This window comes from Panacagrimonas perspica, from assembly GCF_004364935.1.
GTDB classification, from domain to species: domain Bacteria; phylum Pseudomonadota; class Gammaproteobacteria; order Nevskiales; family Nevskiaceae; genus Panacagrimonas; species Panacagrimonas perspica.
In genome coordinates this window covers 47,213-72,384 of the sequence record NZ_SOBT01000008.1, presented here as the reverse complement: position 1 = coordinate 72,384, position 25,172 = coordinate 47,213, and the positions used below count along the sequence as shown (strand labels likewise).

23 protein-coding genes are annotated in these 25,172 nt (G+C 65.5%); 16 read left to right on the top strand and 7 right to left on the bottom strand.

Going from position 1 to position 25,172, the window contains the following annotated elements; translation table 11 throughout:
* The first annotated feature begins 4 nt into the window (after positions 1–4).
* Positions 5–817, top strand: a complete 813-nt coding sequence (locus DFR24_RS00395) for an inositol monophosphatase family protein (protein WP_133879383.1) — start codon at positions 5–7, stop codon at positions 815–817.
* 151 nt (positions 818–968) lie between these two features.
* Positions 969–2,687: a potassium/proton antiporter gene (locus DFR24_RS00390; protein ID WP_133879382.1), complete on the top strand. Its 1,719-nt coding sequence runs from the start codon at positions 969–971 to the stop codon at positions 2,685–2,687.
* A gap of 21 nt (positions 2,688–2,708) precedes the next feature.
* On the opposite strand, the gene DFR24_RS00385 is transcribed toward DFR24_RS00390, so the two are convergent.
* From DFR24_RS00385 to fadB, 4 genes are all read right to left on the bottom strand, one after another.
* A complete protein-coding gene (locus DFR24_RS00385) occupies positions 2,709–4,142 on the bottom strand; it encodes an SPOR domain-containing protein (protein WP_133879381.1) in 1,434 nt (477 codons plus the stop codon).
* A 3-nt stretch (positions 4,143–4,145) separates the two neighbouring features.
* Complete coding sequence (locus tag DFR24_RS00380; protein WP_133879380.1) at positions 4,146–5,384, bottom strand: acetylornithine/succinyldiaminopimelate transaminase; 1,239 nt, start codon at positions 5,382–5,384, stop codon at positions 4,146–4,148.
* A 183-nt stretch (positions 5,385–5,567) separates the two neighbouring features.
* Complete coding sequence (gene fadA / locus DFR24_RS00375) at positions 5,568–6,728, bottom strand: acetyl-CoA C-acyltransferase FadA (RefSeq protein WP_133879379.1); 1,161 nt, start codon at positions 6,726–6,728, stop codon at positions 5,568–5,570.
* A gap of 31 nt (positions 6,729–6,759) precedes the next feature.
* Positions 6,760–8,913, bottom strand: coding sequence for a fatty acid oxidation complex subunit alpha FadB (fadB, locus tag DFR24_RS00370; RefSeq protein WP_133879378.1), 2,154 nt, complete (start codon positions 8,911–8,913; stop codon positions 6,760–6,762).
* A 272-nt stretch (positions 8,914–9,185) separates the two neighbouring features.
* On the opposite strand from fadB, the gene DFR24_RS00365 reads away from it, so the two are divergent.
* A complete protein-coding gene (locus DFR24_RS00365; protein ID WP_133879377.1) occupies positions 9,186–9,911 on the top strand; it encodes a phasin family protein in 726 nt (241 codons plus the stop codon).
* Between the two features lie 168 nt (positions 9,912–10,079).
* Positions 10,080–11,024 (top strand): ArsR/SmtB family transcription factor, encoded by a 945-nt coding sequence (locus DFR24_RS00360; RefSeq protein WP_133879376.1) that lies wholly within the window; start codon positions 10,080–10,082, stop codon positions 11,022–11,024.
* Positions 11,025–11,102: 78 nt separating this feature from the next.
* Here DFR24_RS00360 and dnaQ read toward each other — a convergent pair whose 3' ends face one another.
* Positions 11,103–11,813 (bottom strand): DNA polymerase III subunit epsilon, encoded by a 711-nt coding sequence (dnaQ, locus tag DFR24_RS00355; protein WP_133879375.1) that lies wholly within the window; start codon positions 11,811–11,813, stop codon positions 11,103–11,105.
* A gap of 68 nt (positions 11,814–11,881) precedes the next feature.
* Between dnaQ and DFR24_RS00350 the strand changes: the two genes are divergently transcribed.
* The gene (locus tag DFR24_RS00350) at positions 11,882–12,607 is read left to right on the top strand and encodes an energy transducer TonB (RefSeq protein ID WP_162850949.1); all 726 of its coding nucleotides are present in this window, start codon (positions 11,882–11,884) and stop codon (positions 12,605–12,607) included.
* Positions 12,608–12,640: 33 nt separating this feature from the next.
* On the opposite strand, the gene rnhA is transcribed toward DFR24_RS00350, so the two are convergent.
* Together rnhA and DFR24_RS00340 are read right to left on the bottom strand one after the other, a co-directional pair.
* Entirely contained in the window at positions 12,641–13,075 is a 435-nt protein-coding gene (rnhA, locus tag DFR24_RS00345) for a ribonuclease HI (RefSeq protein ID WP_133879373.1), read from the bottom strand.
* A complete protein-coding gene (locus DFR24_RS00340) occupies positions 13,072–13,869 on the bottom strand; it encodes a class I SAM-dependent methyltransferase (protein ID WP_133879372.1) in 798 nt (265 codons plus the stop codon). Before DFR24_RS00340 ends, rnhA begins: the two co-directional genes overlap by 4 nt.
* Positions 13,870–13,949: 80 nt before the next feature.
* On the opposite strand from DFR24_RS00340, the gene gloB reads away from it, so the two are divergent.
* From gloB to DFR24_RS00285, 11 genes are all read left to right on the top strand, one after another.
* On the top strand, positions 13,950–14,765 hold the full coding sequence (gloB, locus tag DFR24_RS00335) for a hydroxyacylglutathione hydrolase (protein WP_133879371.1): 816 nt from the start codon (positions 13,950–13,952) through the stop codon (positions 14,763–14,765).
* A 223-nt stretch (positions 14,766–14,988) separates the two neighbouring features.
* Positions 14,989–15,486: a hypothetical protein gene (locus DFR24_RS00330; RefSeq protein ID WP_133879370.1), complete on the top strand. Its 498-nt coding sequence runs from the start codon at positions 14,989–14,991 to the stop codon at positions 15,484–15,486.
* A complete protein-coding gene (locus tag DFR24_RS00325) occupies positions 15,483–17,462 on the top strand; it encodes a tetratricopeptide repeat protein (RefSeq protein WP_162850948.1) in 1,980 nt (659 codons plus the stop codon). The genes DFR24_RS00330 and DFR24_RS00325 overlap by 4 nt, the downstream gene beginning before the upstream one ends.
* The gene (locus DFR24_RS00320; RefSeq protein ID WP_246051449.1) at positions 17,459–20,302 is read left to right on the top strand and encodes a tetratricopeptide repeat protein; all 2,844 of its coding nucleotides are present in this window, start codon (positions 17,459–17,461) and stop codon (positions 20,300–20,302) included. Before DFR24_RS00325 ends, DFR24_RS00320 begins: the two co-directional genes overlap by 4 nt.
* Entirely contained in the window at positions 20,286–20,978 is a 693-nt protein-coding gene (locus DFR24_RS00315) for a tetratricopeptide repeat protein (RefSeq protein ID WP_246051448.1), read from the top strand. The genes DFR24_RS00320 and DFR24_RS00315 overlap by 17 nt, the downstream gene beginning before the upstream one ends.
* A gap of 44 nt (positions 20,979–21,022) precedes the next feature.
* Entirely contained in the window at positions 21,023–21,352 is a 330-nt protein-coding gene (locus DFR24_RS00310) for a hypothetical protein (protein WP_133879368.1), read from the top strand.
* Positions 21,353–21,437: 85 nt separating this feature from the next.
* Positions 21,438–22,082 (top strand): MotA/TolQ/ExbB proton channel family protein, encoded by a 645-nt coding sequence (locus DFR24_RS00305; RefSeq protein WP_133879367.1) that lies wholly within the window; start codon positions 21,438–21,440, stop codon positions 22,080–22,082.
* A 43-nt stretch (positions 22,083–22,125) separates the two neighbouring features.
* Positions 22,126–22,659 carry an ExbD/TolR family protein gene (locus DFR24_RS00300; RefSeq protein WP_246051447.1) on the top strand — a complete coding sequence of 178 codons (534 nt, stop codon included), beginning with the start codon at positions 22,126–22,128 and terminating at the stop codon, positions 22,657–22,659.
* Positions 22,656–23,168, top strand: coding sequence for an ExbD/TolR family protein (locus tag DFR24_RS00295; RefSeq protein WP_133879366.1), 513 nt, complete (start codon positions 22,656–22,658; stop codon positions 23,166–23,168). The genes DFR24_RS00300 and DFR24_RS00295 overlap by 4 nt, the downstream gene beginning before the upstream one ends.
* Positions 23,169–23,170: 2 nt before the next feature.
* Complete coding sequence (locus tag DFR24_RS00290) at positions 23,171–24,145, top strand: AgmX/PglI C-terminal domain-containing protein (protein ID WP_246051446.1); 975 nt, start codon at positions 23,171–23,173, stop codon at positions 24,143–24,145.
* A gap of 190 nt (positions 24,146–24,335) precedes the next feature.
* A complete protein-coding gene (locus DFR24_RS00285) occupies positions 24,336–25,121 on the top strand; it encodes an enoyl-ACP reductase FabI (protein WP_133879364.1) in 786 nt (261 codons plus the stop codon).
* Positions 25,122–25,172: the final 51 nt, after the last annotated feature.

Sequence of the window (25,172 nt, the reverse complement as noted above, 5' to 3'; positions counted from 1 at the left end):
AGGCATGCATCCTCTGATCAACATCGCCGTTTCGGCCGCGCGCAGCGCGGGCAATTACATCATGCGCAACCTGGATCGCGTGCCGAATCTCCAGATCGAGCGCAAAGGTCGCAACGACTTCGTCACCCAGGTCGACCGCAACGCCGAATCGGAGATCATCAAGATCATCCAGAAGGCCTATCCCGCGCACGCGATTCTGGGCGAGGAAAATGGCCAGATCGGCCAGAACGAAGTCATGTGGATCATCGACCCGCTCGACGGGACGACCAACTTCCTGCATGGCCTGCCCCATTTCGCGGTGTCCATCGGCATCTCGGTGAAGGGTCGCCTGGAGCACGGCGTGATCTACGCGCCCTGCACCCAGGACCTGTACATCGCCAGCCGCGGCGCCGGCGCCACGTTGAACAACCGCAAGATCCGCGTCAGCGGCGCCAAGGACACGGACGAGGCGCTCGTCGGCACCGGCGTGCCGCTTCGCGAAGAGAATCTCGACGCCTACCTCCCGATGCTGCGCACCGTGGCGGCCAACAGCGCCGGCGTGCGGCGCGCGGGCGCGGCGTCGCTCGACCTGGCCTACGTGGCAGCCGGGCGCCTCGATGCGTTCTGGGAACTCAACCTCAAGCAGTGGGACATCGCGGCCGGCATCGTGCTGGTGCACGAGGCGGGAGGCATGGTCAGCGAGATCTACGGGCAATCGGATCCGCTGCTCACCGGCAACATCCTGGCGGCAACCCCCAAGCTGCACCCGACGTTCGAAGGCCTACTGCGTTCGGCCTCCCGCGGGTTCACGGCGACGGTGCCCGAGGCGGTCGGCTGACACCGACACCGGGAGTGCCGGTCCTGCGGTGACGCTGCGCCCCGGTTCCCCGGCGGTATTCTTGCTTTGATGAATCGATGCGGGGCGAGGAGCGCTCCCGCAGGCCGTGCGGGCCCCGCCGTTCCAGGGATTGGTACTTCGACTAAAGCCGATGGATTTCACGCACCAGATCATCTTCCTCGCCGGCGTGCTCTTCATGACGAGCATCCTGGCGACGGTGATCACCCCGCGTCTGGGCGTGCCCTTGCTGCTGGTGTTCCTGGTCGTCGGCATGCTCGCCGGCGAAGACGGTCCGGGGCACGTCGAGTTCCACGACTTCGGGCTCGCCAACCTCGCGGCGACGGCGGCCCTGTCGGTGGTCCTGTTCGACGGCGGACTGCGCACCAAGCTCGCGATGTTCCGCGTGGGCCTGTGGCCGGCCATCAGCCTGTCGACCGTCGGCGTGCTGGTGACAGCCGGCATCACGGGATGGGTGGCGTCCTGGCTGCTCGACCTGTCGCTGGCCGAAGGCCTGCTGATCGGTGCCATCGTGGGGTCGACCGATGCAGCCGCAGTGTTCTCGCTGCTGCACACCAGTGCCGTGCGGCTCAACGAGCGCGTCACGTCCATTCTCGAGATCGAGTCCGGCGTGAACGATCCGATGGCGGTGTTCCTGACCCTTGCCGTCATGCAGTACCTGCTCGCTCCGGCCGACTACAGCGCGCTGGATTCGCTGCTGCTGTTCGTCCGGCAGATGGGCCTGGGCGCGCTGATCGGCATCGGCGGCGGACGCGCGCTGGTGTGGGCGCTCAACCGGCTCGACCTCAGTGAATCGCTGTATCCGCTGCTCGCCTTCTTCGGCGGCCTGCTGATCTTCGGCATCACCGGCATCCTGCACGGCAGCGGATTTCTCGCGGCGTACCTCGCGGGCCTGGTCGTCGGCAATCAGCGCACGCGCGCCTTCGCCGGCATCCTGCGTTTCCACGATGGCGTCGCCTGGATGGCGCAGATCGGCATGTTCGTGGGACTGGGCCTGCTGGTGACGCCGACGGCGCTGGTTCCGATCATGGGCCAGGGTTTGCTGGTCGCCGCCGCGCTGATCCTGGTGGCGCGCCCGGCCGCGGTCGTGTTGAGCCTGCTGCCGTTCCGCCTGCCATTGCGCGAACAGGCCTTCATGTCCTGGGTCGGCCTGCGCGGATCGGTGCCGATCGTGCTGGCGACGTTCCCGTGGCTGGCCGGCATGGAGAACGCGGCCGTCTATTTCAACATCGCATTCTTCATCGTGCTGGTCTCGCTGGTGGTGCAGGGCTGGACCCTGGCACCCGCCGCCCGGATCCTGCGACTGCAGTTGCCGTCGCAGGGCGCGCTGGTGAACCGTCTGGACTTCGACCTGCCCGGCACGCGCGGTTACGAGATCGTGAGCTACCGCATCGGCGAGTCGTCCTCGCTGATCGGCCTGAAGTCGAGACAGCTTCCGCTGGACGACATCTCGCGCATCGTGTGCCTGGCGCGACGCGGCAAGATCATCAGCTATCGCGAATGGGGAACCCTGCGTGCCGGCGATTACATTTCGCTGCTGGCCTCGCAGGACGAACTGCCGAAGCTCGACGAGATGTTCCAGTCCACGGTCGCGCCGAAGATCGCGGCAGCCGAGCAGCGCTTCTACGGCGAATTCCGCATCGATCCGAATGCGGAGGTCCAGCTTCTGGTGGACTGCTACGGCGTGAACCTGCCCGAGACCGCGCTCGAGAAATCCGTCGGCGCGTTCTTCTCGTCGGTGGTCCCTCGCCCCGTCGTCGGCGATCGTCTGCGGCTGGGCGAGATGGAACTCGTGATCAAGCGCATGGATGCCCAGCGCATCGCCGAAATCTGGTTGCGCCTGCCGCACTGAGCGGACAGGCGCGGCCCGGACTCAGCGCTTCTGCAGCGGCCAGGCGCCGGAGTAACCCATCTTGCTCGCGAGCAACTGCGCCGTGCGGCGCGCGCCCTGCTCGCTCCCGATACCGCTGATGACGATGCGGTACGACGAACGCCCGCGCACCGTTTCCATTCGCACGGTCGCCGGGTAGCCCGCCCTGGTGAGCACGGCCTGGTGCTGCTTCGCGAGCTCGGGATCGGTCACCGTCATGACGTTGACGATCCATTCCGGGCCCGTCGACTCCGGCTGTGCTCCGGCGCTGGCCGCTGCCGTCGGAGATTCGCCTTTCCCTACGACCGTGCCGGTGGACGGCGCCTCGGGGGCGGGATCAGTGGCAGGCGGTGGCGTCGCCTCGGCGGCAGCTGCCTGAGGCTCGGCTACAGATGCAGGAACAGGAGCCGGAACAACCACGGCTGCAACCGTGGCGGCGGGCACTTCAGGCAGCGCGGGAACAGCAGGCGCAGCGGGTACGGGTGCCTGCACCAGTTCCGGCGTCGCGGGCGGGGTCGGCGCGACGGGCGGCGCGATCTCCGCGGTCTCGACAGGTGCGACCTCCGTGATCTCGACCGTCGCAACCGGCGCTGCAGCTTCGGAGACGGGCGCAGGGTTCTCGGTGAGCGTCACCGCCTCGGGGTCGGGCGGCAGCGGCGGCGAGACGATCGGAACCTGATCGGCCATCGTCGGCGGCCGCGTCGCGGGGCTGACGACGACGGACGGCTGCGCGACAGCATCGTCGTCCGAGGGCAGGATCGCGACTTGAAGTTCCATCCAGTCGGCCGCGACGAGGGTCGCGGCCTGGGCGGCCCCGCCCGGCAGGATCCGGGTGCAGGTGCCCCGCGCAATCTCCAGAGGCTTTCCGTCGGCCGCACCGGACAGCTCGAGACTGCCGGCAACGTTGCAGACCAGGATGCCGCGCTCGTCGTTCCGGAACAGGAAATCACCGTTGCCCAACCGGGCGGCCCAGCGATCCATCAGCACATGCAGCGGCCAGTCCGCTCCCGAACGAGCCCAGTGAACGCGCAACAGGCCTCGTTCCAGCTTCAATCGCGTCTCGAGATCCGGCGCCCAGCTCGAAGTCGGCAACCTTTCGAGGCTCAGCGCGCCAAGCCCGTCTCCCGACGACGCAATGCCGATATCGCCGTACCGCGACAGCGCCAGATCCGCACGCGCGCGCGCCGACAGCACGACGCGCTCCTGATTGAACACCAGGAATCCGGGGCGCAGCGCTTCGGTCCGACCGCCGCGTTGCACGCCCACACCGCCGAACACGCGCTTGATCTCCAGCACGCGCGCAGGGGTCTGGTCGACACCCGGCGGGATCTCCGGCTGCGCAAGCACGGCGTTGGCGGCGAACAGGCAGCCCGCTGCGGCAAGAGCCGCAGCGCTGGCGCCGATCTGTCGTCGTATCACTCGGGACAGCTTGATCATTGCTCAGGCGTTGGCCGCACGTGATGCACCGGCGAGTTCGGCGCAGGCGGCATCGAGCCGGCGCAAGCCTTCCTCGACGTCGGCCTCACCGATCACCAGCGAAGGGACGAGGCGCACGACATCCGCCCCGGCGACCAGGCACCAGACACCGTGGCGCAATCCGGCATTCACGACGTCCTTGGCGCGTCCTTTCCAGCTTGCGCTCATCGGCGCACCGAGCAGCAGACCCATGCCGCGCACCCCGTCGAACACGCCGTAACGGCGCGCGATCGCCAGGATGCCCTCGCGCATCTGTTCGCCGCGTGCCTTGACGTTGGCCATGGTCTCCGGAAGGGCGATCTCGTTGACCGCCGCGAGCGCCACAGCGGTGGCGAGCGGATTGCCGCCGTAGGTCGAACCGTGCGTCCCGAAGGCCAGACTGGTAGCGACCGCGTCCGTGGTCAGCATCGCAGCCACCGGGATTCCGCCGCCCAGACCCTTGGCGGTGGTCAGGATGTCCGGCGTCACGCCGTACTGCTCGTACGCGAAGTAGGTTCCGCAGCGGCCGTTGCCGGTCTGCACCTCGTCGAGGATCAGCAGGCAGTCGTGGCGCGTGCACAGCTCGCGCGCAGCCTTCAGGAATTCCGGCGTGGCCGGCATGACGCCGCCCTCGCCTTGCACCGGCTCGATCACCACCGCGCAAGTGCGCGAGGAAACGGCCTTGGTCAGCGCTGCGACATCGTTGAATGGCAGGTGCGTGATGCCACCCGGCAGCGGCTCGAAGCCCTGCGTGTATTTTTCCTGGCCGCCGACGCTCACCGCGAACAGGGTGCGTCCATGGAAGGCGTTGAAGAACGAAATGATCTCGTGCTTGGCCGACCCGTGCCTCGACGAGGCGTGCTTGCGCGCCAGCTTGAAGGCCGCTTCGTTGGCCTCCGAGCCGCTGTTGGCGAAGAACACCTTGCTGGCGAAGCTCAGTTCGGTCAGCCGCTTGGCCAGGCGCAAGGCGGGCTCGTTGGTCATCACGTTCGACAGATGCCAGAGCTTGTTGGCCTGCTCGGTGAGCGCGGCCACCAGCTTCGGATGGCAGTGGCCGAGGCCGGTCACCGCGATTCCGCAGGCGAAATCCAGGTATTCGCGACCGTTCTGGTCCCACATCCGCGACCCTTCCCCGCGCACCGGCACGATCTCGTTGGGCGCGTAATTGGGAACCATGACCTCGTCGAAGGTCTTGCGGGATACCGGCAGTGCTGGGGCGTTCATGACTTCAGGGGACGAACCGTGGATTTCTGCAGCTTATTGTCACACCAATAGGCCCACGCCCGCTGAACGAATCCGCAGCGATGGGCACCGTTCGATGCCTCTGGAGCGCTCGGGCGCCGGACAAAAAAAGGGCGACGTTGCCGTCGCCCTGCCTGACCGCCGATGTCGCGTTGGCGATTCGCGTCAGTGCACGCGTTCCAGCAGCGTGGCCACGCCCTGGCCCATGCCGATGCACATCGTCGCGATGCCGAACTGCGCGTTCTTCTCCTGCAGGACGTGCGCGAGCGCACCGGTGATGCGGGCACCCGAGCAGCCCAGCGGGTGACCCAGGGCGATGGCGCCGCCCTTGATGTTCACGCGGTCCATGCGATCGAGCAGCTTGAGGTCCTTCATCACGGCCAGCGACTGCGCGGCGAAGGCTTCGTTGAGCTCGAAGTAGTCGACGTCCTTGATGTCGAGGCCGGCCTTCTTCAGCACCTTCTGCGTCGCCGGCACCGGGCCGATGCCCATGATCGCCGGGTTGCAGCCCGCCGCCGCGGTGGCGACGATCTTGGCCATCGGCTTCAGGCCCAGGGCCTTGGCCTTCTCCGCGCTCATGACCAGCACGCACGAGGCGCCGTCGGAGATGGCCGAGCTGTTGCCGGCGGTGACCGAACCCTTCGGATTGAACGCCGGCTTGAGCTTGGCCAGATCCGCGAGACTGGCCTCTGCGCGAACGACTTCATCGAAGTCCACGATGATCGGCGCGCCGTCCGCGTCGTGACCTTCGAAGGACACGATCTGGTTCTTGTACTCGCCGTTCTTGTACGCGGCGTGCGCCTTCTGGTGCGAAGCCAGCGCGAACTGGTCCTGCTGCTCGCGGTTGATCCCGTGCGTCTGCGTCAGCATTTCGGCTGTCAGGCCCATCATCGCCGAGGCCTTCGCGGTGTTCACCGAGAGTTCCGGCGCACCGTCGAAGCCGTGCGTCATCGGCACGTGGCCCATGTGCTCGACACCGCCGCAGAGATACACGTCGCCGTTGCCGGCCAGGATGTTGGCGTGCGCGATGTGGATCGCGCTCATGCTCGATCCGCACAGGCGATTGACGGTCTGGCCCGGCACCGTGATGGGCAGGCCGGCCAGCAGCGCGGCGTTGCGCGCGATGTTGAAACCCTGCTCCAGCGTCTGGATCACGCAGCCCCAGATCACGTCCTCGATATCCGCGGGCTTGAGCGCCGGATTGCGCGCCAGCACGGCCTTCATCAGTTCGGCCGACAGCACCTCGGCGCGCACGTTGCGGAACACGCCGCCCTTCGAACGGCCCATGGGAGTGCGGACGGCATCGACGATCACGACTTCAGTCATTTGAGTCTCCGAGCAAGTCAGGTTGGACGACTTACTTCTGGTAGTAGGTTTCGCCCTTCGCGGCCATTTCCTTCATGCGCGCGGTGGGTTCGTAGAGCTTTCCGTGGTGTGCGTACGCCGCGCAACGCTCGATGACGTACTTCATGCCCATGCGGTCGCAGTACTTGAGCGCACCGCCACGGAACGGCGGGAATCCGATACCCATAATCAGGCCCATGTCGGCCTCGGCGACGGAGCCCACGATGCCTTCTTCGACGCAGCGCGCGGTCTCGATGATCATCGGGATCATCAGGCGCTCGAGGATCTCGAGATCCGGCATGTCGACCTGGCCGTTGGGCTGCAGCGGCTTGATCAGGTCGTAGGTGCTCTGGTCGATGAGCTTCTTGGGCTTGCCCTTGGGATCGGTCTCATACTTGTAGAAGCCGATGCCGTTCTTCTGGCCGAAGCGCTTCTGCTCGTACATGACGTCGATGATGGTGCGCTTGGTGCGCGCCATGCGATCCGGATAACCGGCCGCGAGCACTTCGCCGACGTGGTGCGAGGTGTCGATGCCGACCACGTCCTCGAGGTAGGCCGGGCCCATCGGCCAGCCGAACTCTTCCATGACCTTGTCGACCTTGACGAAGTCGGCGCCGTCGTTGAGCGCGCATTCCCAGCCCGCGAAATACGGGAACAGGATGCGGTTAACCAGGAAGCCCGGGCAGTTCTTCACGACGATGGGCGTCTTGCCCATGCTGCTCGCGTAGGTCGCGATCGTGGCGATCGCTTCCTTGCTGGTCTGCGGGCCGTAGATGACCTCGACCAGCGGCATGCGGTGCACCGGGTTGAAGAAGTGCATGCCGAGGAAGTTCTCGGGATGCTTCATCGCGGTGGCCAGATCCTCGATCGAGATCGACGAGGTGTTGCTGGCGATGATGGTGCCGGGCTTCACCGCGGCTTCCACTTCGGCAAGCACGGCCTTCTTGATCTTGGGATTCTCGACCACCGCCTCGACGACGACGTCGACGGTACCGAAGTCGCCATAGTTCAGCGTCGGGCGGATATGACCGATGATTTCACCGGCCTTGCCCGGCGTCAGCTTCTTGCGCTCGACTTCCTTGGCCAGCAGCTTGCTGGCCTCGGTGATGCCCAGGTCGAGCTGCTTGTCGTTGATGTCCTTCATGATGATCGGCGTGCCCTTGACCGAACTCACGTAGGCGATGCCGCCACCCATGATGCCGGCACCGAGCACCGCGGCCTGCTTGATCGGCTTGCCGACCTTGGCGTAGCCCTTCGACTTCTTCTTGACGATCTGGTCGTTGAGGAACAGCGAGACCATCGCGTCCGCCTGCCAGGTCTTGGCCATCTTGGCGAAGCCCTGTCCTTCGATCTTGATCGCCTCGTCGCGGCTCTTGCTCGCGCCCTTCTGGATGCCCTTCACTGCTTCCAGCGGCGCTGGGTAGTACTTGCCGCCCTGTCCCGCGATGAAGCCCTTGGCGGTCTCGAAGACCATCATGGCTTCCATCTGGTTGAGCTTGAGCGGCCCGGTCTTCTGCGCGCGGCGTGCCTTCCAGTCACGCTGGCCGGCGATGGCCTGCTTGAGCAGGGACAGCGTCGCGGCCTTGAGCTTGTCCGGGGCGACGACCGCATCGACGGCGTGCAGCTTCAGGGCGACTTCGGCCTTCTGCGGGTTGCCCTGCGCGATCCACTCGATCGCGTTGTCGGCGCCGATCAGGCGCGGGCAGCGGACGGTGCCGCCAAAGCCCGGGATGATGCCGAGCTTCACTTCGGGAAAACCGATCTGGGCGGTGGTGGCCATCACGCGGTAGTCGGTGGACAGACACATCTCGAAACCGCCACCGAGCGCGATGCCGTTGATCGCGGTGATGCTCGGGAACGGCAGGTCCTCGATGGCGATGAAGGCCTTGTTGGCCTCCCAGGTCCAGGCGGCAATTTCTTCTTCGGACTTCTCGAAGATGGCGCCGAACTCGGTGATGTCGGCGCCGACGATGAAGACATCCTTGGCCGACGACACGATCAGGCCCTTGATGCCCGTGGCGGCAGCGAGCGCTGCGCCGGCTTCGCTGAGTTCCTTGACGGTACGGGCGTCGAACTTATTGATCGACTCCCCTTCGCGATCGAAGATCAGTTCGGCAATCTGCTCTTCGCTATTAACAACCACTTTCAACGACTTGCCTTGGTACATGGGGAGGGTGCCCTCTACTGACGATTGGAAAGAAGGTGGGGGGTGCCGGCGGCGACGCCAAGGGCGCAAGGGGCCGGCAAACGAAAGGGGTCGCGGATCATAACGGCCGCCAGCACATAGCGTAAACCGAGCCCGGAATGCCTCCGGAGAGGGAAAATCCAGTGAAATCCTTCGTTTGACAGTCAAATGCAGCGCTGTCTATTCTCGAAGTGAAGCACCACTCACTGAAGCGAAGCGCCACTCACTAATAAGAAGTCTCCAAGGGGAAGGTCATGGCTGCCAGGGACACGATCGATCAACTCAAGGCCCACATCGAGCGGCTGCGCCGCGACTCTCTCGACGTGGTGACCAACGCCAGCCGCATCGTCTTCGAAGGCGTGCAGAAACTTGCGGAACAGGAGCTCAAGGCGCTCAACGAGTACTACAAGAGCGCGGTGAGTTCCGCCAAGGCCGCCAGCGGCCCGGGCGATCTCGCATCGCAGCAGCTCGACCTGTTGCAGGACACCGTGCAGAAGGTCATCTCGGCAGCCCGTGAATCGCTGACGATCATTTCCGATACACGCACGGAGCTCACCCGGCTGCTCGGTTCCAGCGGGGGCGCTCTCGATGGCAAGGCACTGACCAAGGTCACCGCACCTGCACAGAAGGCCATCGAGGACGTGAAGAAGGCGGCAGCCAAGGCGCAGGCATCTGCCGCCAAGACCGCCGCCGAGATGAAGAAGACCATCGAAAAGGAAGTCGCGGCGGCGGAGAAGAAAGGCAAGGCCGCGATCAAGCAGTCCGAGAGCAAGGCGCGTGCGCTCACCAAGGTGGTGAAGAACAAGATCGGTTCGGTGCTCGACATCGCTGCGCCCGCCGTCGCCAAGAAAGCCGTCACCGCCAAGCCCTCGCCCGAGTCGCGCGCCGCCCGCGCCGCGAGCAAGGCCAAGAAGCCCACCAAGAAGACGCCGCTGGCCGGCAGCACGATGCCGCCACGCAAGAAAAATAGTGGGGGTTGAGGTTCCGCCGCCGGCCCTGTGCCGGCGGTTTCCGTTTGGGGGCACGCCGAGATGGCGCGACGCGCGCTGCATCGATGCCCAGTCCCGCGCCGGGTCAAGTCAGCGCCGGCACAGGGCACTGTCCGCTTCGCTCAGAATGAGCGTCCCTCTCCAGGCCGTGTCCATCGCATGACCGTTGCCGGTACGCCGCTGTCGATCGATCTGAGCACCGAGGCCTGCCGCCTGCTCGCGGACGCCAGTCGACTCCGCCTGCTGATGCTGCTCGAGGCCCAGGCGCTGTCCGCCGCCGAACTCACCGAGATCACCGGCCTAGCGCAGAGTCGCGTCTCGACGCATCTCGCGCGTCTGAAGAAAGCGAACCTCGTGCGTGACGAGCGCACCAGCGGCGCCGCGCTGTATTCGACCAACACGGACCCCCTCGCCCCGGCCGGCGCGATCTGGAATCTGCTGCGGCCGCGGCTCGACGATCCGCAGGCACGGCTGGATCGCGAGCGTGCCGGAGAAGTGATCCGCAACCGCAAGCTCGGGCAGACCTGGGCCGAGTCGGTGGCCGGTCGCATGGAACTGCACTACTCGCCGGGACGAAGCTGGGAGACCACGTCCCGCGCGCTGATGACCCTGCTCAGCCTCGGCGACGTGCTCGATCTGGCGTCGGGCGACGGCGTGTTCGCCGAACTGATCGCCGCACGCGCCGGCAGCGTGACCTGCGTGGATGTCAGCGAAGCCGTGATCCAGGCCGCGCGAAAACGACTCGCCGGCTTCCCCAACGTGGCGTTCCATCTGGGGGACATGCATCGCCTGCCATTCCCCGATGCGAGCTTCGATCATGTATTCGCGATGCATGCGCTCAGCTACAGCACCGAGCCCGCGCGCCTGTTGAGCGAAGCGGCGCGCCTGCTGCGGCCGCGTGGCCGTCTCGTCGTCGCGGTGCTGCATCGGCACCAGCATGAGGAGACGCAACGCGCATACGACCATGTGAATCTCGGGCTCGAGATCGATGAGCTGCGCGAGCTGCTGGAGGACGCCGGCCTGAAGGTCGAGGAGTGTCGCGTCACCTCGCGCGAGGAGCGCCCGCCCTATTTCGAAGTGATCTCCGCGCTCGCGAGTCGCTGAGCCCGCGGTCCGACCGTCGCCCGGTCGAAGCCCGAGGCCGCGCTCCGTTATCGAGGGGAACCCCGCGTCTGGCCTCGGCTACGGAAGTTCCTCGGCCCACACGAGCTTCGATTTCTTCGCGATGTACTTGAGCCGCTCGACATGCGCAGCGCGCTCGTCCTGGTCGGCAAACAGGACGAGCTGCACCTGCTCCTTGACCCCCAGACGCTGCGCCCAGGACATGCGCACGCCGTCGGCGCTACGTGCCTGCGCGGCGTCCAGCGTCAGCATCGACTGCCCGCCGGTCATCGCGAGGTAGACGTCCGCCAGCAGGCGCGCGTCGAGCAGCGCGCCGTGGTATTCGCGGTTCGAGTTGTCGACCTCGTAGCGCCTGCACAGCGCATCGAGGCTCGCCTTCTGCCCCGGGTGGAGTTTGCGCGCCATCTGCACCGTGTCGGTGATCGCGCAGATCTGAGCCAGTGGGCGACCGACACCGCTCAGGCGGAATTCCATATCCAGGAATCCGACGTCGAACGGCGCGTTGTGGATGATCAGCTCATCACCAGCGAGCCAGTCCCACAGATCCTTGGCGACCAGCGAGAAACTCGGCTTGTCGGCGAGGAAGTCGTTGGTGATGCCGTGCACGTTCACGGCGCCCGCCTCGACTTCGCGGCCCGGATTCACATAGCGATGGAAGTGATTCCCGGTCGGCCGGCGGTTCACGAGCTCGATGACGCCAACCTCGATGATGCGATGCCCGAGGTCGACCGACAGACCGGTGGTTTCCGTATCGAGGACGAGTTGGCGCATCGGCGGTTCCAGTCGGGCTGTCAGCAGGCGAAGCCGCGATGGTACCGGGCCGGAACGCGACGGCACACATGCTGCGTCGCAGCGGTATGCGCATTCCATTCTTCGTGACGATGGGAGGTCCCGAGGTACCGCGGACGTCCGCTTCCGCACGAACCATGGGCGGAGCGTTCACCTTACTGGTGCACGTGCTGCTGCTGTGCGCGCTGTTGGAGCCATTTCGCGAAACGCTCGAGGAACCGGCTGCGTTACCGCCGCTGACGGTGCACCTGCTGGGCGCGCCTTCGATCTTCGCGGTACCGGCTCCGCTGGAGGCCGTACCCGCGCTTCCCGAACTGAGTGTCCTGCTGCCCGAACTGATTGTGCGCGAGCAGGCGCCCCGACCTGCACCCATGCCGGATCCGTCGACCTCGCCACCCGCGACGGCGATGGCGGCTCCTTCCAGTCCTGCCGTTCCGAGCGTGGGTGCGCAGCTGAGGCGCAGCAACGGCCGAGCGCCAGACTGCCAGCTCCCCGGGTGGCTGACCCTGGTAAGCCAGGCCATCAGCTTCAGCCTGCACTACCCCGGACAGGCGCGGCAGCTGGGACAGATGGGCACCGCATACGTGCGTTTGAGTGTGGCGCGGACCGGGCGCGTACTGGAATTCCCCCTGCTGCAGAGTTCCGGCCACCACAGCCTGGATGACGAGGCGCGGGACGTGGTGCGCCGCATCGGTCGGTTCGCGCCGATCCCGGCGTCGGACTGCGTGGGGTATGACGTGATCGTGGTCGATCAACCCGTCCGCTTCGGCGGCTGAACGCCGGACGCGGCCTACGGAAGGCTTGCGACTTCAGGCCAGCGTCGTGATGCCTTCGTTGGCGAGCTGGTCCGCCAGTTCGTTGCCGACGTCTCCGTTGTGACCTCGGACCCAGCGCCACTCGACCTCGTGCTTGAGCCGCGCGCCATCGAGGCGCTGCCAGAGATCGACGTTCTTCACCGGCTTGCCGTCCGCCGTCTTCCAGTTCTTGCGCTTCCAGCCGGGCATCCACTCGGTGATGCCCTTCATGACGTACGTGGAATCGGTGTTGAGCACGATGCGACAGGGTTCGCGCAGCGCTTCGAGCGCCTGGATCGCGGCCATCAGTTCCATGCGGTTGTTGGTGGTCAGTGCTTCGCCGCCGCACAGACGCTTTTCGTGATCGTTCCAGCGCAGCCAGGCACCCCAGCCGCCACGGCCCGGATTGCCCTTGCAGGCCCCATCGGTATACGCCACGACCTCCTTCATGCGGCAGGTGCGGGATCCGACGGCGCTTCGTTGCGCGATTGCAGACTTTCGCCACGCCGTGCGGCCGGAGAGGCCACGCCGACGAGCTGACGCACCTGCGCGCGCTGCACACGGCCGACGAAATTCATCGGCAACACCCGCTTCTTGGCGCTGAGCAGGTAGGTTTCCGCGAAGGGACGGGTCAGGCTCGCCAGGCTCCAGGGCTCGCCGTCGGACCGAGGCGCATTCCACGGAAAGCCGACGCCAAAGCGGCGCACCTCGGTGACTTCGAGGTCCAGCAGTTCGAGCCAGTCGCACAGGCGGCCGACACTGTAGAAGCGGGCGCCGGCCGGGAAGGCCCGGGACCGAAGACCCAGCCGCTGGCGCAATCCCCAGACGCCCCAGGGATTGAACCCGACGACGAACAGGCGGCCGCGATCCGTGAGGATGCGATTGGCCTCGCGCAGCAGGTTGTGCGGCGTATGCGTGAACTCGAGCGTATGCGGCAGCACGACCGCATCGACCGTCTTGGCGGCGATGGGCAGGCGCTCGGTCTCGCTCAGCGCGGTGGCGCCGAAATCCCCGACGGTTCCGAGGACGGCCTGATGCAGGGTCTCGGCGCCTTCGAGCAGCTCGTGGCCCCGGCCCCAGGATCCGATCTGCAGCACGTGGCGTCCGAACACCTCGGGCAGCACACGGCCCAGTTCGCGCTGTTCGAGCGTCAGCAATTCCCGACCCCGTGGCGACCCCAGCCACTGCTCGAGCGCAGGGCGCGTGAACTGCCGGCCACCCTGCGGTGGACGCCAGGCACTCATCGGAGCTTGGATCGGCGGAACATGCCGGGATTCTACGCCTGCGGAGCTATCATCGACGCCCCATCGCCTCGGGAAGCGCCATGCCGACGATTGCACCGCTCGAACTCATTCCCGTGCCCGCTTTCGCGGACAATTATCTGTGGACGCTCGTACGCGGCATCGACGCGGTCGTGGTCGACCCGGGTGACGCCGTCCCGGTGGAAAAAGCTCTGGCCGATCGGGGACTGCGCCTGGTGGCCATCCTGGTCACCCATCACCATCCGGACCACATCGGAGGCGTCAAGGCGCTGCGGTCGCGCCACGATGTGCCGGTCTACGGCCCGAAGCGCGAAGCCACGACGATCAAGGAGCTTTCGGTGGAACTCGTCGAGGGCGACCACGTGGAACTGATTGGTCGCCGATTCGAGGTGATCGAAGTCCCGGGGCATACGCTCGGGCATATTGCCTACTTCGCCGCCGCGAACGACCTCGAAGGGCCGATCCTGCTTTGCGGCGACACGCTGTTTTCCGCCGGCTGCGGGCGTTTGTTCGAAGGCACGCCGGCGCAGATGCACGACTCTCTTTCGCGTCTGGCGGCCCTGCCTCCGGCGACGCAGGTCTACTGCACGCACGAGTACACAATGTCGAACCTTGCGTTCGCGCAGGCCGTCGAACCCGGCAACCAGGCACTGCAGGATCACGTGGCACGTGTGCGACAGCTTCGCGGCCAGGACCGTCCCAGCCTGCCGTCGAGTATCGAACTCGAGCTACGTATCAACCCGTTCCTGCGCACGGATCACCCCTCCGTGCGCGCGGCCGCGACGGCGCGGGCCGGACACGAGACGGCAGACCCGATCGAGACCTTCGCCACCCTGCGCGCGTGGAAGGATGTATTCCGGCCGCCAGCATCGGTTTGATTCACGCCAGGTTGAGAACCGATTCGTGTACCGGCTGTCGGACCATCCGACGCGCCGTTCGGGTCATTGCCGCACGACCCTCGACAGCGAAGATCATTTGCTAAACTCGCTCGCTCAACATCGGCACCCCGACCCCCTGATGCCTCATTTCTCTGGCCGAACGGCTCTGAGACACCTTTGCGTCTGTGCCCTTTTGGCCTTTCCGGTCACGGGTGCGCACGCAGTGGCGCCGGTCCCGGTCGACGATGGCGCGATCACGCTCGACCAGACGATCCAGGCGGTCAAGGACGAGACGATCCAGTTCAATCGGGACTCGTTGATGGCCGAGGAGGCCTTCCTCTACCCGCCGCAGACCCGTTTGTCGGTCTACGTCAGCAATACTTTGAAGAACGTGCTGCTGACCGACTTCAGCTTGACGCTCGACGATCGCCAGCCGGTGACCTATCACTACGGCGACCAGGATTCACGAGCTCTGCTTGTCGACGGTGCGCTGCAACGTCTGCTGCTCACCAACGTGGAACGCGGGGTTCATCGCCTGCGTGTCAGCTACAAAGGCAACTATGTCGCGGGCGACAAGAAGCCGATACCGGTAACGGGCGAGTTCGAGGCCACGTTCACCAAGGATCTGGAAGCAGCCGAAGTGGAACTCCAGGTCTTCCGCGGTCGTAACAAGTCCGAGCCGGCGATGAAGCTCAAGGAATGGAGGGCGGCGGAAGAATGAAGCGTCGCCTGGTCGTGCCGACGGCGCTGTCGGCTCTCTTGTTGTCGTTCGCCGCGTTGGCGGACACCTATGTCCCCGGCTCCGCCGACGATCCGCATGTGCGGTCGGCGATCTTCCTGGGGGGTGACGAGCGTTTCTATTCCGCCATCACCGAGCTGCAGAAGCTGCAGCGGGCGGCCGGACCGGATTTCGAAGCTTCACCCGAATACTGGTCGGCGATCGCCGAGTACAGCCTCTCGTTCGGTCTGCGCGACCGCGCCGAGAATCTGTATCGCTCGGTCGCCGCCGCCGCCGCGGACCCCGTGGTCGGAGGCCAGGCGCGCATTCGCCTCGCCGAATTCTCCTACCAGCGTGGCTATCTCGACGAGGCCCGCGCGAGCCTGCTGAGGGCGCGCGAAAAATTGCCGCCCGAACTCGAAATCGAGTGGAAGGATCTGTACTCGCGCGTACTGATGGCGCAGGGTCGCTACAACGAGGCCATCACGGTTCTCGAAGGTGTGGACGACGACACCGACGATGCGGCGTTCATGCGCTACAACCTCGGCGTCGCGCTGATCAACGACGGTCGGCTCGCTGAAGGCCGCACCGCACTCGATCGCGTGGGACGCCACACCGGCAAGAGCGAACTGGTCCGGGCGCTGCGTGATCGCGCCAACACCACGCTGGGCTGGCACTTCCTGCAGAACCAGCTCGGCGGGTCCGCCAAGCCGGTGCTGGTCCGCGTGCAGAGCGAGGGCATCTACGCCAATCGCGCGCTGCTGGGCATCGGCTGGTCCGAAATCGCGCCGCAGGGCAAGCGACAGACCCGCGGCGAGCTGACCGAAGATCAGAAACTGCGCGAGCTGAACGATCCGTTCAACACGTTCTCCTCGCTCGGTGTGCTGCTGCGCCGCGGTTACCTCGACGATCCTTACGATCGCGCCGGCATACGCAACTTCCGCCGCGGTGGAGCTGCCAAGGACGAAGAGGCCGGACTGCGTCGCGCGCTCCAGGTGTGGTCGATGCTCGTCGACCGCGATCCGCAGGATCCCGCGGTCCAGGAATCCTGGCTGGCCGTGCCGTTTGCGCTCGATCGCCTGGGGGCACATCTGCAGGCTACGCAGTTCTACGAGCAGGCTGCCGATCGCCTGGAAGCCGCGCGCAAACGCACCGATGCTGCGATCACTTCGATCAACAGCGGCCGCATGGTCGAAACGATCGTCCAGCGCGACGCCAACTCCGAGAGCGGCTGGATGTGGGAACTGCGCGATCTGCCCGACGCGCCCGAGACCTATTATCTGCAGTCGCTGATCGCCGAACACCGTTACCTGGAATCGTTGAAGAACTACCGCGATCTGCGCATGCTCAATCGCAGCCTGGAAGGGTGGAAGGGTCGCATCTCCAAGGTCGACGCCTCGTTCAACGATTCCACGCGCGCGATGATCGAGCCGCGCACGCTGTTCCAGCGCGCCAAGCGCACCTGGAAGCCCGAGCACGAGAAGGGCGACCTGCAGCTCGAGGAAGCCACCACGCTCGCCGCCCCCGGTTCCTACACCGCGCCTGCGCCGGGCGCACCCGCCAAGGTCCCGCCGCTCAAGCTGAGCCTGGTGCCTTCGAAGTTCGACGGCCCGTTCGAACGCCTGCAGAGCGTGCGCTCGCGCAGCTCCGCGATGATGCCGATCATCACCAAGTCGCAGCGCGACGCCGCGGCGCAATTGCAGAAGATGGCGCTGGAAGAATTAAACCTGCAGAAGGGGACGATCGACAAATATCTGGTCGAGACCCGCTTCGCGCTGGCGCGCATGTATGACGGCGCCCTGCCAGAACAGGACCAGGACGAAGTCGAGATGGACGATGCAGGCAAGCCCATTCGCAAGCAGAAGCTACAGCGAGGGGAAGCCGAGATCGACAAGACCAAACCGCTGGAACCGCAGATTCTCCGAAAGCCCGCCAAGAAGACGCCCTCGGGCGATGCTGACGAGGTCGACGTCAAGTGATTCCCCTTCCGCCCCACATGCTGCGCACGCTGGCCGCCAGCTGCCTCGCGGTCTGGCTCGTCGGCTGCGCCAGTGATGGTGCCGGCAAGCCTGCCCCGTCGATTCGCTCCGTGTTGGCCGAGAAGAAGAAGGAGAACCCTGACGAGGCCAAGATCCCGGTCATCCGGTCGGAACCGATTGCCCCGGATGCCGACAAGGCCCTCGAGAACTACAAGAAGCTGCTGGCGATGAAGCCGGACGCCAACGTCCAGGCCGAGGCGCAGCGTCGACTCGCCGACCTGCAGGTCCAGACCGACGATCTGGCGGGCGGAACCACCGAGAGCGAAACGCAGCTGCGCTCGGCAGTTCGCACCTACGAGCGTCTGCTCAACGAGCGGCCCCAGGACGAGAAGAACGATCGCATCCTGTACCAGCTTGCGCGTGCCCAGCAGAACCTCGGCAAGAGCGAAGACGCGATCGCCACGCTGGACAAGCTTTCGAAGGATTTCAAGAATTCCGCGCTGACCGGCGACGCGCACTTCCGCCGCGCCGACCTGCTCTATCGGCTCGACCGCTTTCCCGAGGCCGAAGCCGAGTTTGCGACTGTCATGTCCTACGACGATCGCACGCCGTTCTTCGAGCCGGCCCAGTACATGAAGGGCTGGTCGCAGTACCGCCAGTCCAAGTTCGACGCCGCCATCGCGACTTTCTTCGACATCCTGGATCGCGAGCTGCCCGACGATCCGGTTCCGCTCGAAGTCGAGGAAGCGCTCGCAGGCGTCGAGCGTGGCAAGACCGACCTGGCGCGTGATTCGCTGCGCGTGGTGTCGCTGTCGTTCGCGGCGCTGGGCGGCGGCATGGCCGTCAGCGAGAGCTTCGCCAAGAACGGCGACCCGCGCTTCTACCCGCTGGTCTACAACGCACTGGGCGCCATGCTGCTCGAAAAGCAGCGCTTCACCGATGCCGCCGAAGCCTTCACGGCCTTCACGCAGCGTTATGCGAAGCACGAACTCGCGCCGACGTTCCAGTCGCGCGTGATCGACGCCTACGCCAGCGGCGGATTCGGCGACCTGGTGACGCGCGAGAAGGAACGCTACGCCACCACGTACGATCCGGCCGCGCCGTATTGGGCCGGCGCCAAACCCACGCCCGAAGTGATGACCGCGCTGCGCGGCCACCTCGAGGACCTGGCCAAGTACAACCACTCGCAGGCGCAGACCGACAAGGTCGGCAAGCGTGACCAGTTCCTGGTTGCGGCCAAGTGGTACAAGCGCACGATCGAGATCTATCCGAACGATCCGAAGATCGCGGAGATCAATTTCCTGCTCGGCGATGCCCTGCTCGATGGCGGCAAGACGCTCGACGCCGCGGAGCAGTACACCGAGACGGCGTACAAGTACCCGCCGCACTCGAAATCGGGTGAGGCCGCCCTCGCCGCCTTCCAGGCGTACGAGAAGAATGCGAAGGAAGTTCCGGCGGCCCAGCGCCCGGTCGCGCTGCGCCAGGCTGTCGACTCCGGCCTGAAGCTGGCCGATACGTACCCGCAGCATCCGTCGCGTCTGCCGGTGCTGTCGCAGGCCGCGCAGGACCTGTTCGAGATGAAGTCGCTGGACGAGTCGATCACCGTCGCCAAGCGCGTGCTCGACGCCGGCCCGAATGTCGATCCGGTGCTGCGACGCAACGCCTGGAGCGTGACCTCCGACGCGCAGTTCCAGCAGAAGAATTATCCGGCTGCCGAAGTTGCCTACGCGCAGGAACTGGCGTTGATCCCGGCCGGCACGGCGGAGCGCTCCGAAGTCACCGAGCAGCTCGCCGCCAGCATCTACAAGCAGGGCGAAGCTGCCAAGGAATCGAAGGACCTGCGCAAGGCCGTCGACGACTTCCTGCGCGTCGGCCGCGTCACGCCCGATTCGAAGATCCGCGCCAACGCGGATTACGACGCGGCCTCGAGCCTGGTCGAACTCAAGGACTGGCCGGCCGCGACACAGGTCCTGGAATCGTTCCGCACCCGCTTCCCGACCAACACGCTGTCCGCGGACGTCGACAAGAAGCTGGCCGGCGCCTACGAGGCCGACAACAAGCCGGCGCAGGCGGCGCAGGCCTACGAGCGCATCGCCGCACGCACGAGCGAAGCCGAACCGGTGCGCCGCGAAGCCTCGTGGCAGGCCGCCAAGCTCTACGACGGTGCGAAGCAGCCGGCCGAATCCTTCCGCGCTCACCAGGCGTACGTGACCGCGTTCCCGCGTCCTCTCGACCGCGCCATGGAAGCCCGCTCGCGGCTGGTGGACTTGTCGCTGGCGCGTGGCGACACGGCGACGCAGGTCTACTGGCTCAAGGAAATCGTCAAGGCCGATCAGGGAGCGGGCAATCAGCGCACCGATGCCACCCGCACGCTGGCTGCCAAATCGAGTCTCGAACTGGGCCGCATGGCTGCGCTCGACGCTCGCAAGCTGCGCCTGACCGCTCCGTTGGACAAGAGCCTCGCCGCGAAGAAGGAAGCGATGGAAACCGCGATCGGTTCGCTCAATCAGGCCGCGGGTTACGGCTTTGCCGAGACGACCACCGCTGCGACGTTCGAGATCGCGGGCCTGTACCAGGACTTCGGCCAGTCGCTGATGACCTCGGAGCGTCCGGCCAAGCTCAAGGATCTCGAACTCGAGCAGTACAATCTGCTTCTCGAGGAGCAGGCTTTCCCGTTCGAGGAGAAGGCGATCCAGGCGCACGAGGCGAACATCAAGCGCATCGAGCAAGGCCGTTACGACACCTGGGTCAAGCAGAGCGCCGCGGCGCTGGTGAAGATCGCACCGGGCAAGTATTCGAAGCGCGAACAGAGCGAGGACACGTATGGCACTCTGCGCTGACACGGGTTCGCAGATGCTGCGCCAGATCGCACTCGCCTTCGTGATGGCCGCGGCCCTTGCCGGCTGCGGCGGCAAGTCGTCCACGAGGCCGGACCGTTCGGCCACGCCGGATACTTCGGCAACGCCGTCCGAGCCCACCGAGCCTGCTGCCGACAAGGGCGATCCCGAAGGCCGCTTCGCCGAAGCCCTCGAGCTGATGAAGCAGAAGAAGACCAAGGAAGCCGAGGCAGCGTTCATGGCCCTCTCGCGGGATTTCCCTGAATTCTCGGGCCCGCAGACGAACCTCGGGATCCTGTTCGCAAAGTCCAATCGTCGCAACGAGGCGATTGCCGCGTTCACGCGCGCAGCCACGGCCAACGGTCAGAACGCATCGGCGTTCAACTGGCTCGGCATCGTGAATCGCGAGGCCGGCAACTTCCCGCGTGCCAAGGAAAGCTACGAGAAGGCGATCTCGGTCAAGCCCGATTACGCCGCCGCGCACCTGAATCTGGGTCTGCTGCTGGAAGATCAGCTCAACCAGCCGAACGAAGCGATTGCCCACTATCGTGAGTACTACCGTCTGAGCGGCGGCAAGGACCTGCGCGTGCTGCCGTGGATCGCCGAGATCGAGGCGCGTCAGCCCAAGGCTGAAGAAGCTGCCGTCCCTGCGGGCCAAGCCGAACAGGGGGTCAAGTGATGCTCCGACGTCTGCTCCTGGTCCTGGCACTCGGCGCACCGCTGATGGCGAACGCGCAGCAGCAGCCGAAGCCTGCCCCTCCGAAAGCCGGTGACGAACAACCTGCGGTCGCGGTCGGCGGCGCGCGCGAAGATCTGCGCGACGACTCCGGCACCACGATCGTCGGTGAACGCGAATCGCCAATCGGCCTGTACATCACGCCTTGGCGCAACGCGTTTGCGGAACAGGACATCGATCGTCCGGCACGCTTGCTGCAAGTGGAAATGACGCCGATCGATCGCGATGTCTTCGCCCGCCAAGTCGAGTATCACAAAGCTCTCACCGCTGCTGCGAACGCAAAGCTTGCGCCCGCTGCGGCACCGGCAAAACCCTGAGCCGCACCGCTTGTAACACTTACGCTTCAAATAACAGCTTTCGCGCTTTTCAATACAACTCCTGCAACGTCAACCGAGAATCCCCATGGACTTACTCTCCGCCATCGTCACCTTCTTCCAGAAAGGCGGCCTGTTCATGTATCCGATCGCCGTCGTGCTCGTACTGGCGATCTGCATCACGATCGAACGCTGGGTCTTCCTCGGCCGCACCGAGCGTGAGAACAAGAAGCTGTGGACCGCTGTGCAGCCGCTGCTGAGCCGCGGCGAGATCGAAGGCGCCGAGCGCCTGGTCAAGGATTCGGACACGGCCATCGGCCGCATCCTGTCCAACGGCATCGCGCAGTCGCGCGTCGAGAACAAGCGCAGCGAAGTCGAAGTAGCCACCGAAGAAGGCCTGATGGAAGTCCTTCCGGCGATCGAAAAGCGCACGCACTACCTCGCGACGTTCTCGAACATGTCGGTGCTGATGGGCCTGCTGGGTACCGTCATCGGCCTGATCGGTGCGTTCGCAGCACTGGGCAGCGCGGACCCTGCGGAGAAGGCGGACCTGCTCTCGGCCGGTATTTCCGAGGCCATGAACTGCACCGCGTTCGGCCTGATGACCGCCATCCCGACGCTGATGATCCACGCCTACCTGCAGAGCCGCACGACGGCCCTGGTCGACGGCCTGGAAGGCGTCTGCGCCAAGTTCGTCAGCACCGTCTGCGGCCGCACGCGGAGCAGCGTCTGATCCGCGCAGGCCTTTCGCACTGTCCAGAAACAGGCCTTAAGCCATGAAGATGACGCGCCGCGTCCGCCGCATGGAGCGCCAGCACAAGTTCGGCGCCCGTGTCGTGCGCCTGAACATCGTGTCGATGATCGACGTGTTCGCCGTGCTGGTGTTCTTCCTGCTGGTGAGCTCGTCGCTCGCCGCAGCACGACTCAACGTGATCAACCTCAACCTGCCGGCGCCCGACAAGCAATCGATCCCGGAGCAGCAGAAGCTCCAGCTCACCGCCGTCGTGCGAAAGGGCGTCATCGAGGTGTCCGACAGCCAGGGTGCGGTGCGCAACATCGTCAACACACCGCAGGGCTACAACCTCAGCGCGTTGTCGGATCTGCTCGTGGAGGTCAAGAAAACCAAGCCATCGGAACAGAACATCGTGCTGATGATGGAAGCCGACGTCGTCTATGACGACATGGTCAAGATCATGGATGCCATCCGTCTGACGCCGGCCGAAGCACGCGCTACCGGTCTTCCGCGCGAGCTGTTCCCGAACATCTCGGTGGGCGAAGCCCAGAAGCTCGATCAGGGAGGCGCACCATGAATGCCGGTGCCCGTCGTGCCCGCAAGATCGTCCGCGAACTTCGCAGGGAAGCCCGCGAAGGCGAACTCAACGTCGTCTCGCTGATCGACATCTTCGCGATTCTCGTCTTCTACCTGCTCGTCAACGCGCTGGTCGTCGAGATCCTTCCGAGTCCCAAGGCGCTCCAGTTGCCGGAGTCGATCGCCAAGGAAGACCCCAAGCAGACGGTGCTGATCCTCATCACACCCGAGGACATCATCGTCGACACCAAGCGGGTGATGAGCACGGCGGATGCCGCGGCCTCGACCACCACGGTGCTGCCGGATCTCAAGTACAAGCTCAACGAAGAGACGCTGATGCAGGTCGATGGCGCCGGGGCGGGCCAGCTCACCCGCGGTGACGTCAACATCATGGCCGACAAGTCCATTCCCTTTCACGTGCTCAAGAAAGTCATGGCGACGTGCAGCGACACGCGCTTCGCCAAGATCTCGCTGGCCGTGATCGAGAAGGAAGGGGCCGAAGCGCTATGAGCATGTTCGTGCTCTCAGCCGAAGGCTGGGCCTTCAACGAGGCCGCCGATCGCCGCTTCCGTCGCATCTCGACGGTGGTGGGCATCATCTTCGTGATCCTGGCGGTCATCATTCCGTTCCTCGAACTGCTGGGCGTACAGGAAGGCGGCGGTGAAACCACCGACACCACGTACGTGAACATCCTTCCGGATGCCGAGATCGCGGAACAGGTCGAGGAGCCCAAGCCGGCAGAAGAAGAAAAGCCCGAGCCGGAGCCAGTCAAGGAGGTCAAGAAGCCCGAGCCCAAGAAGGAGCCCGCGCCGAAGGCCGTCACGCCGCCCAAGCCCGAGCCGACGCAGCAGCAGCTCGAGCAGGCCGCGCGTGAAGTAGCCAAGGCCAGCGGCATCAACGCGCTCGCCGACCAGCTTGCCGACCTGCGTGACAACTCCCTGTCGGGCCTGGATGCAGCGCGCCCGCTCAGCGACGAAGTGATCTCCGCCCGCCCGGGTGCCGGCGGCGGTGGAGCTGCTTCGGTGGCGTCCTCTGCGGCCAGCGGTAGCGGCGGCATCGGGACGGCCTCCAACACCTCTCCGCGCACGCAGAGCGGTGCCGGGCTGGGCCAGCGCCGCACCACGGTCGTCCAGGCGCCCAAGGGCGTCGGTCCCGACATGACCAAGCCGGGGCAGTCGGGCCAGGCCAAGCTCGCCGGACGCACGCTGGAAGAGATCCAGCTCGTGTTCGATCGCAACAAGGCCTCGTTCTATTCGATGTTCAATCGCGCCCTGCGCGAGAACCCGGATCTGCGCGGCAAGGTGGTGGTCCGTCTGACGATCGCGCCAAACGGCTCGGTCACGGCCTGCGAACTGGTTTCGAGCGAACTGGGCGATCCGGATCTCGAGCAGAAGGTCATCCAGCGCGTGAAACTGCTGAACTTCGGCCCGAAGAACGTTCCCGAGTTCACGTACCCGAACTACCCGATCGTCTTCCTGCCCACCTGATCCGATCGGAGTCCCTCTCCTCGCGCCCCGCGAGGAGAGGGTGGTTTCATAGCGGCGTCGCCGGCATTCCTCCAGACCGGCAACAGGGCCTGGTAGCGCGAGGTCCCGCCGAGCCGCCCGTCTCACTGGCGTGCCCACTCTCAAACCGGGAAACTGGGCGCTCATCCGTACGCACAAGAGGAATATCCGCATGGGTTTCATGGCCGGCAAGAAAGCGCTCATCACCGGCGTCGCCAGTGACCGCTCCATCGCCACCGGTATCGCCGAGGCGTTCAAGCGTGAAGGCGCGGAGCTGGCCTTCACCTACCAGGGCGATCGCCTGAAGAGCCGCGTCGAGGAATTCGCGGCGAGCTGCGGCTCGAAGCTGGTCCTGCCGCTGGATGTCTCCGACGACGCGCAGATCGACGAGGTCTTCAAGGAGTTGAAGAACCAGTGGGGCGAACTCGACGTGCTGGTGCACTCGATCGGCTTCGCGCCGCGCGAGCAGCTCGCAGGCAAGTACCTCGACTCGGTGACGCGCGAGGGCTATCGGATCTCGCACGACATCAGCGCGTATTCGTTCGCAGCGCTGGGCAAGGCCGCCCGCCCGCTGATGGCCGGGCGCAACGCCAGCATGCTCACGCTGACCTACCTTGGCGCCGTACGCGCCGTCCCGATGTACAACGTCATGGGCCCGGCCAAGGCCAGTCTCGAAGCCAACGTGCGGTTCATGGCGGCGGAACTGGGCGAGCTGGGCATCCGCGTCAACGGCATCTCCGCCGGACCGATCAAGACACTGGCCGCCGCCGGCATCACGGGCTTCCGTACCATGCTGAACAAGGCTGCCAGCGCCTCGCCGCTCAAGCGCAACGTCAGCATCGAGGAAGTCGGCAACGCGGCCGCGTTCCTGTCCTCGGATCTGGCGTCCGGCGTCACCGGAGAAATCCTGTACGTCGATGCCGGCTACAACATCATGGGCATGAGCTTCGACGAATAAGCCGTACCCGTAACCCGTCGCGGTCCCGCATCGGGGCCGCGATAAGCGATA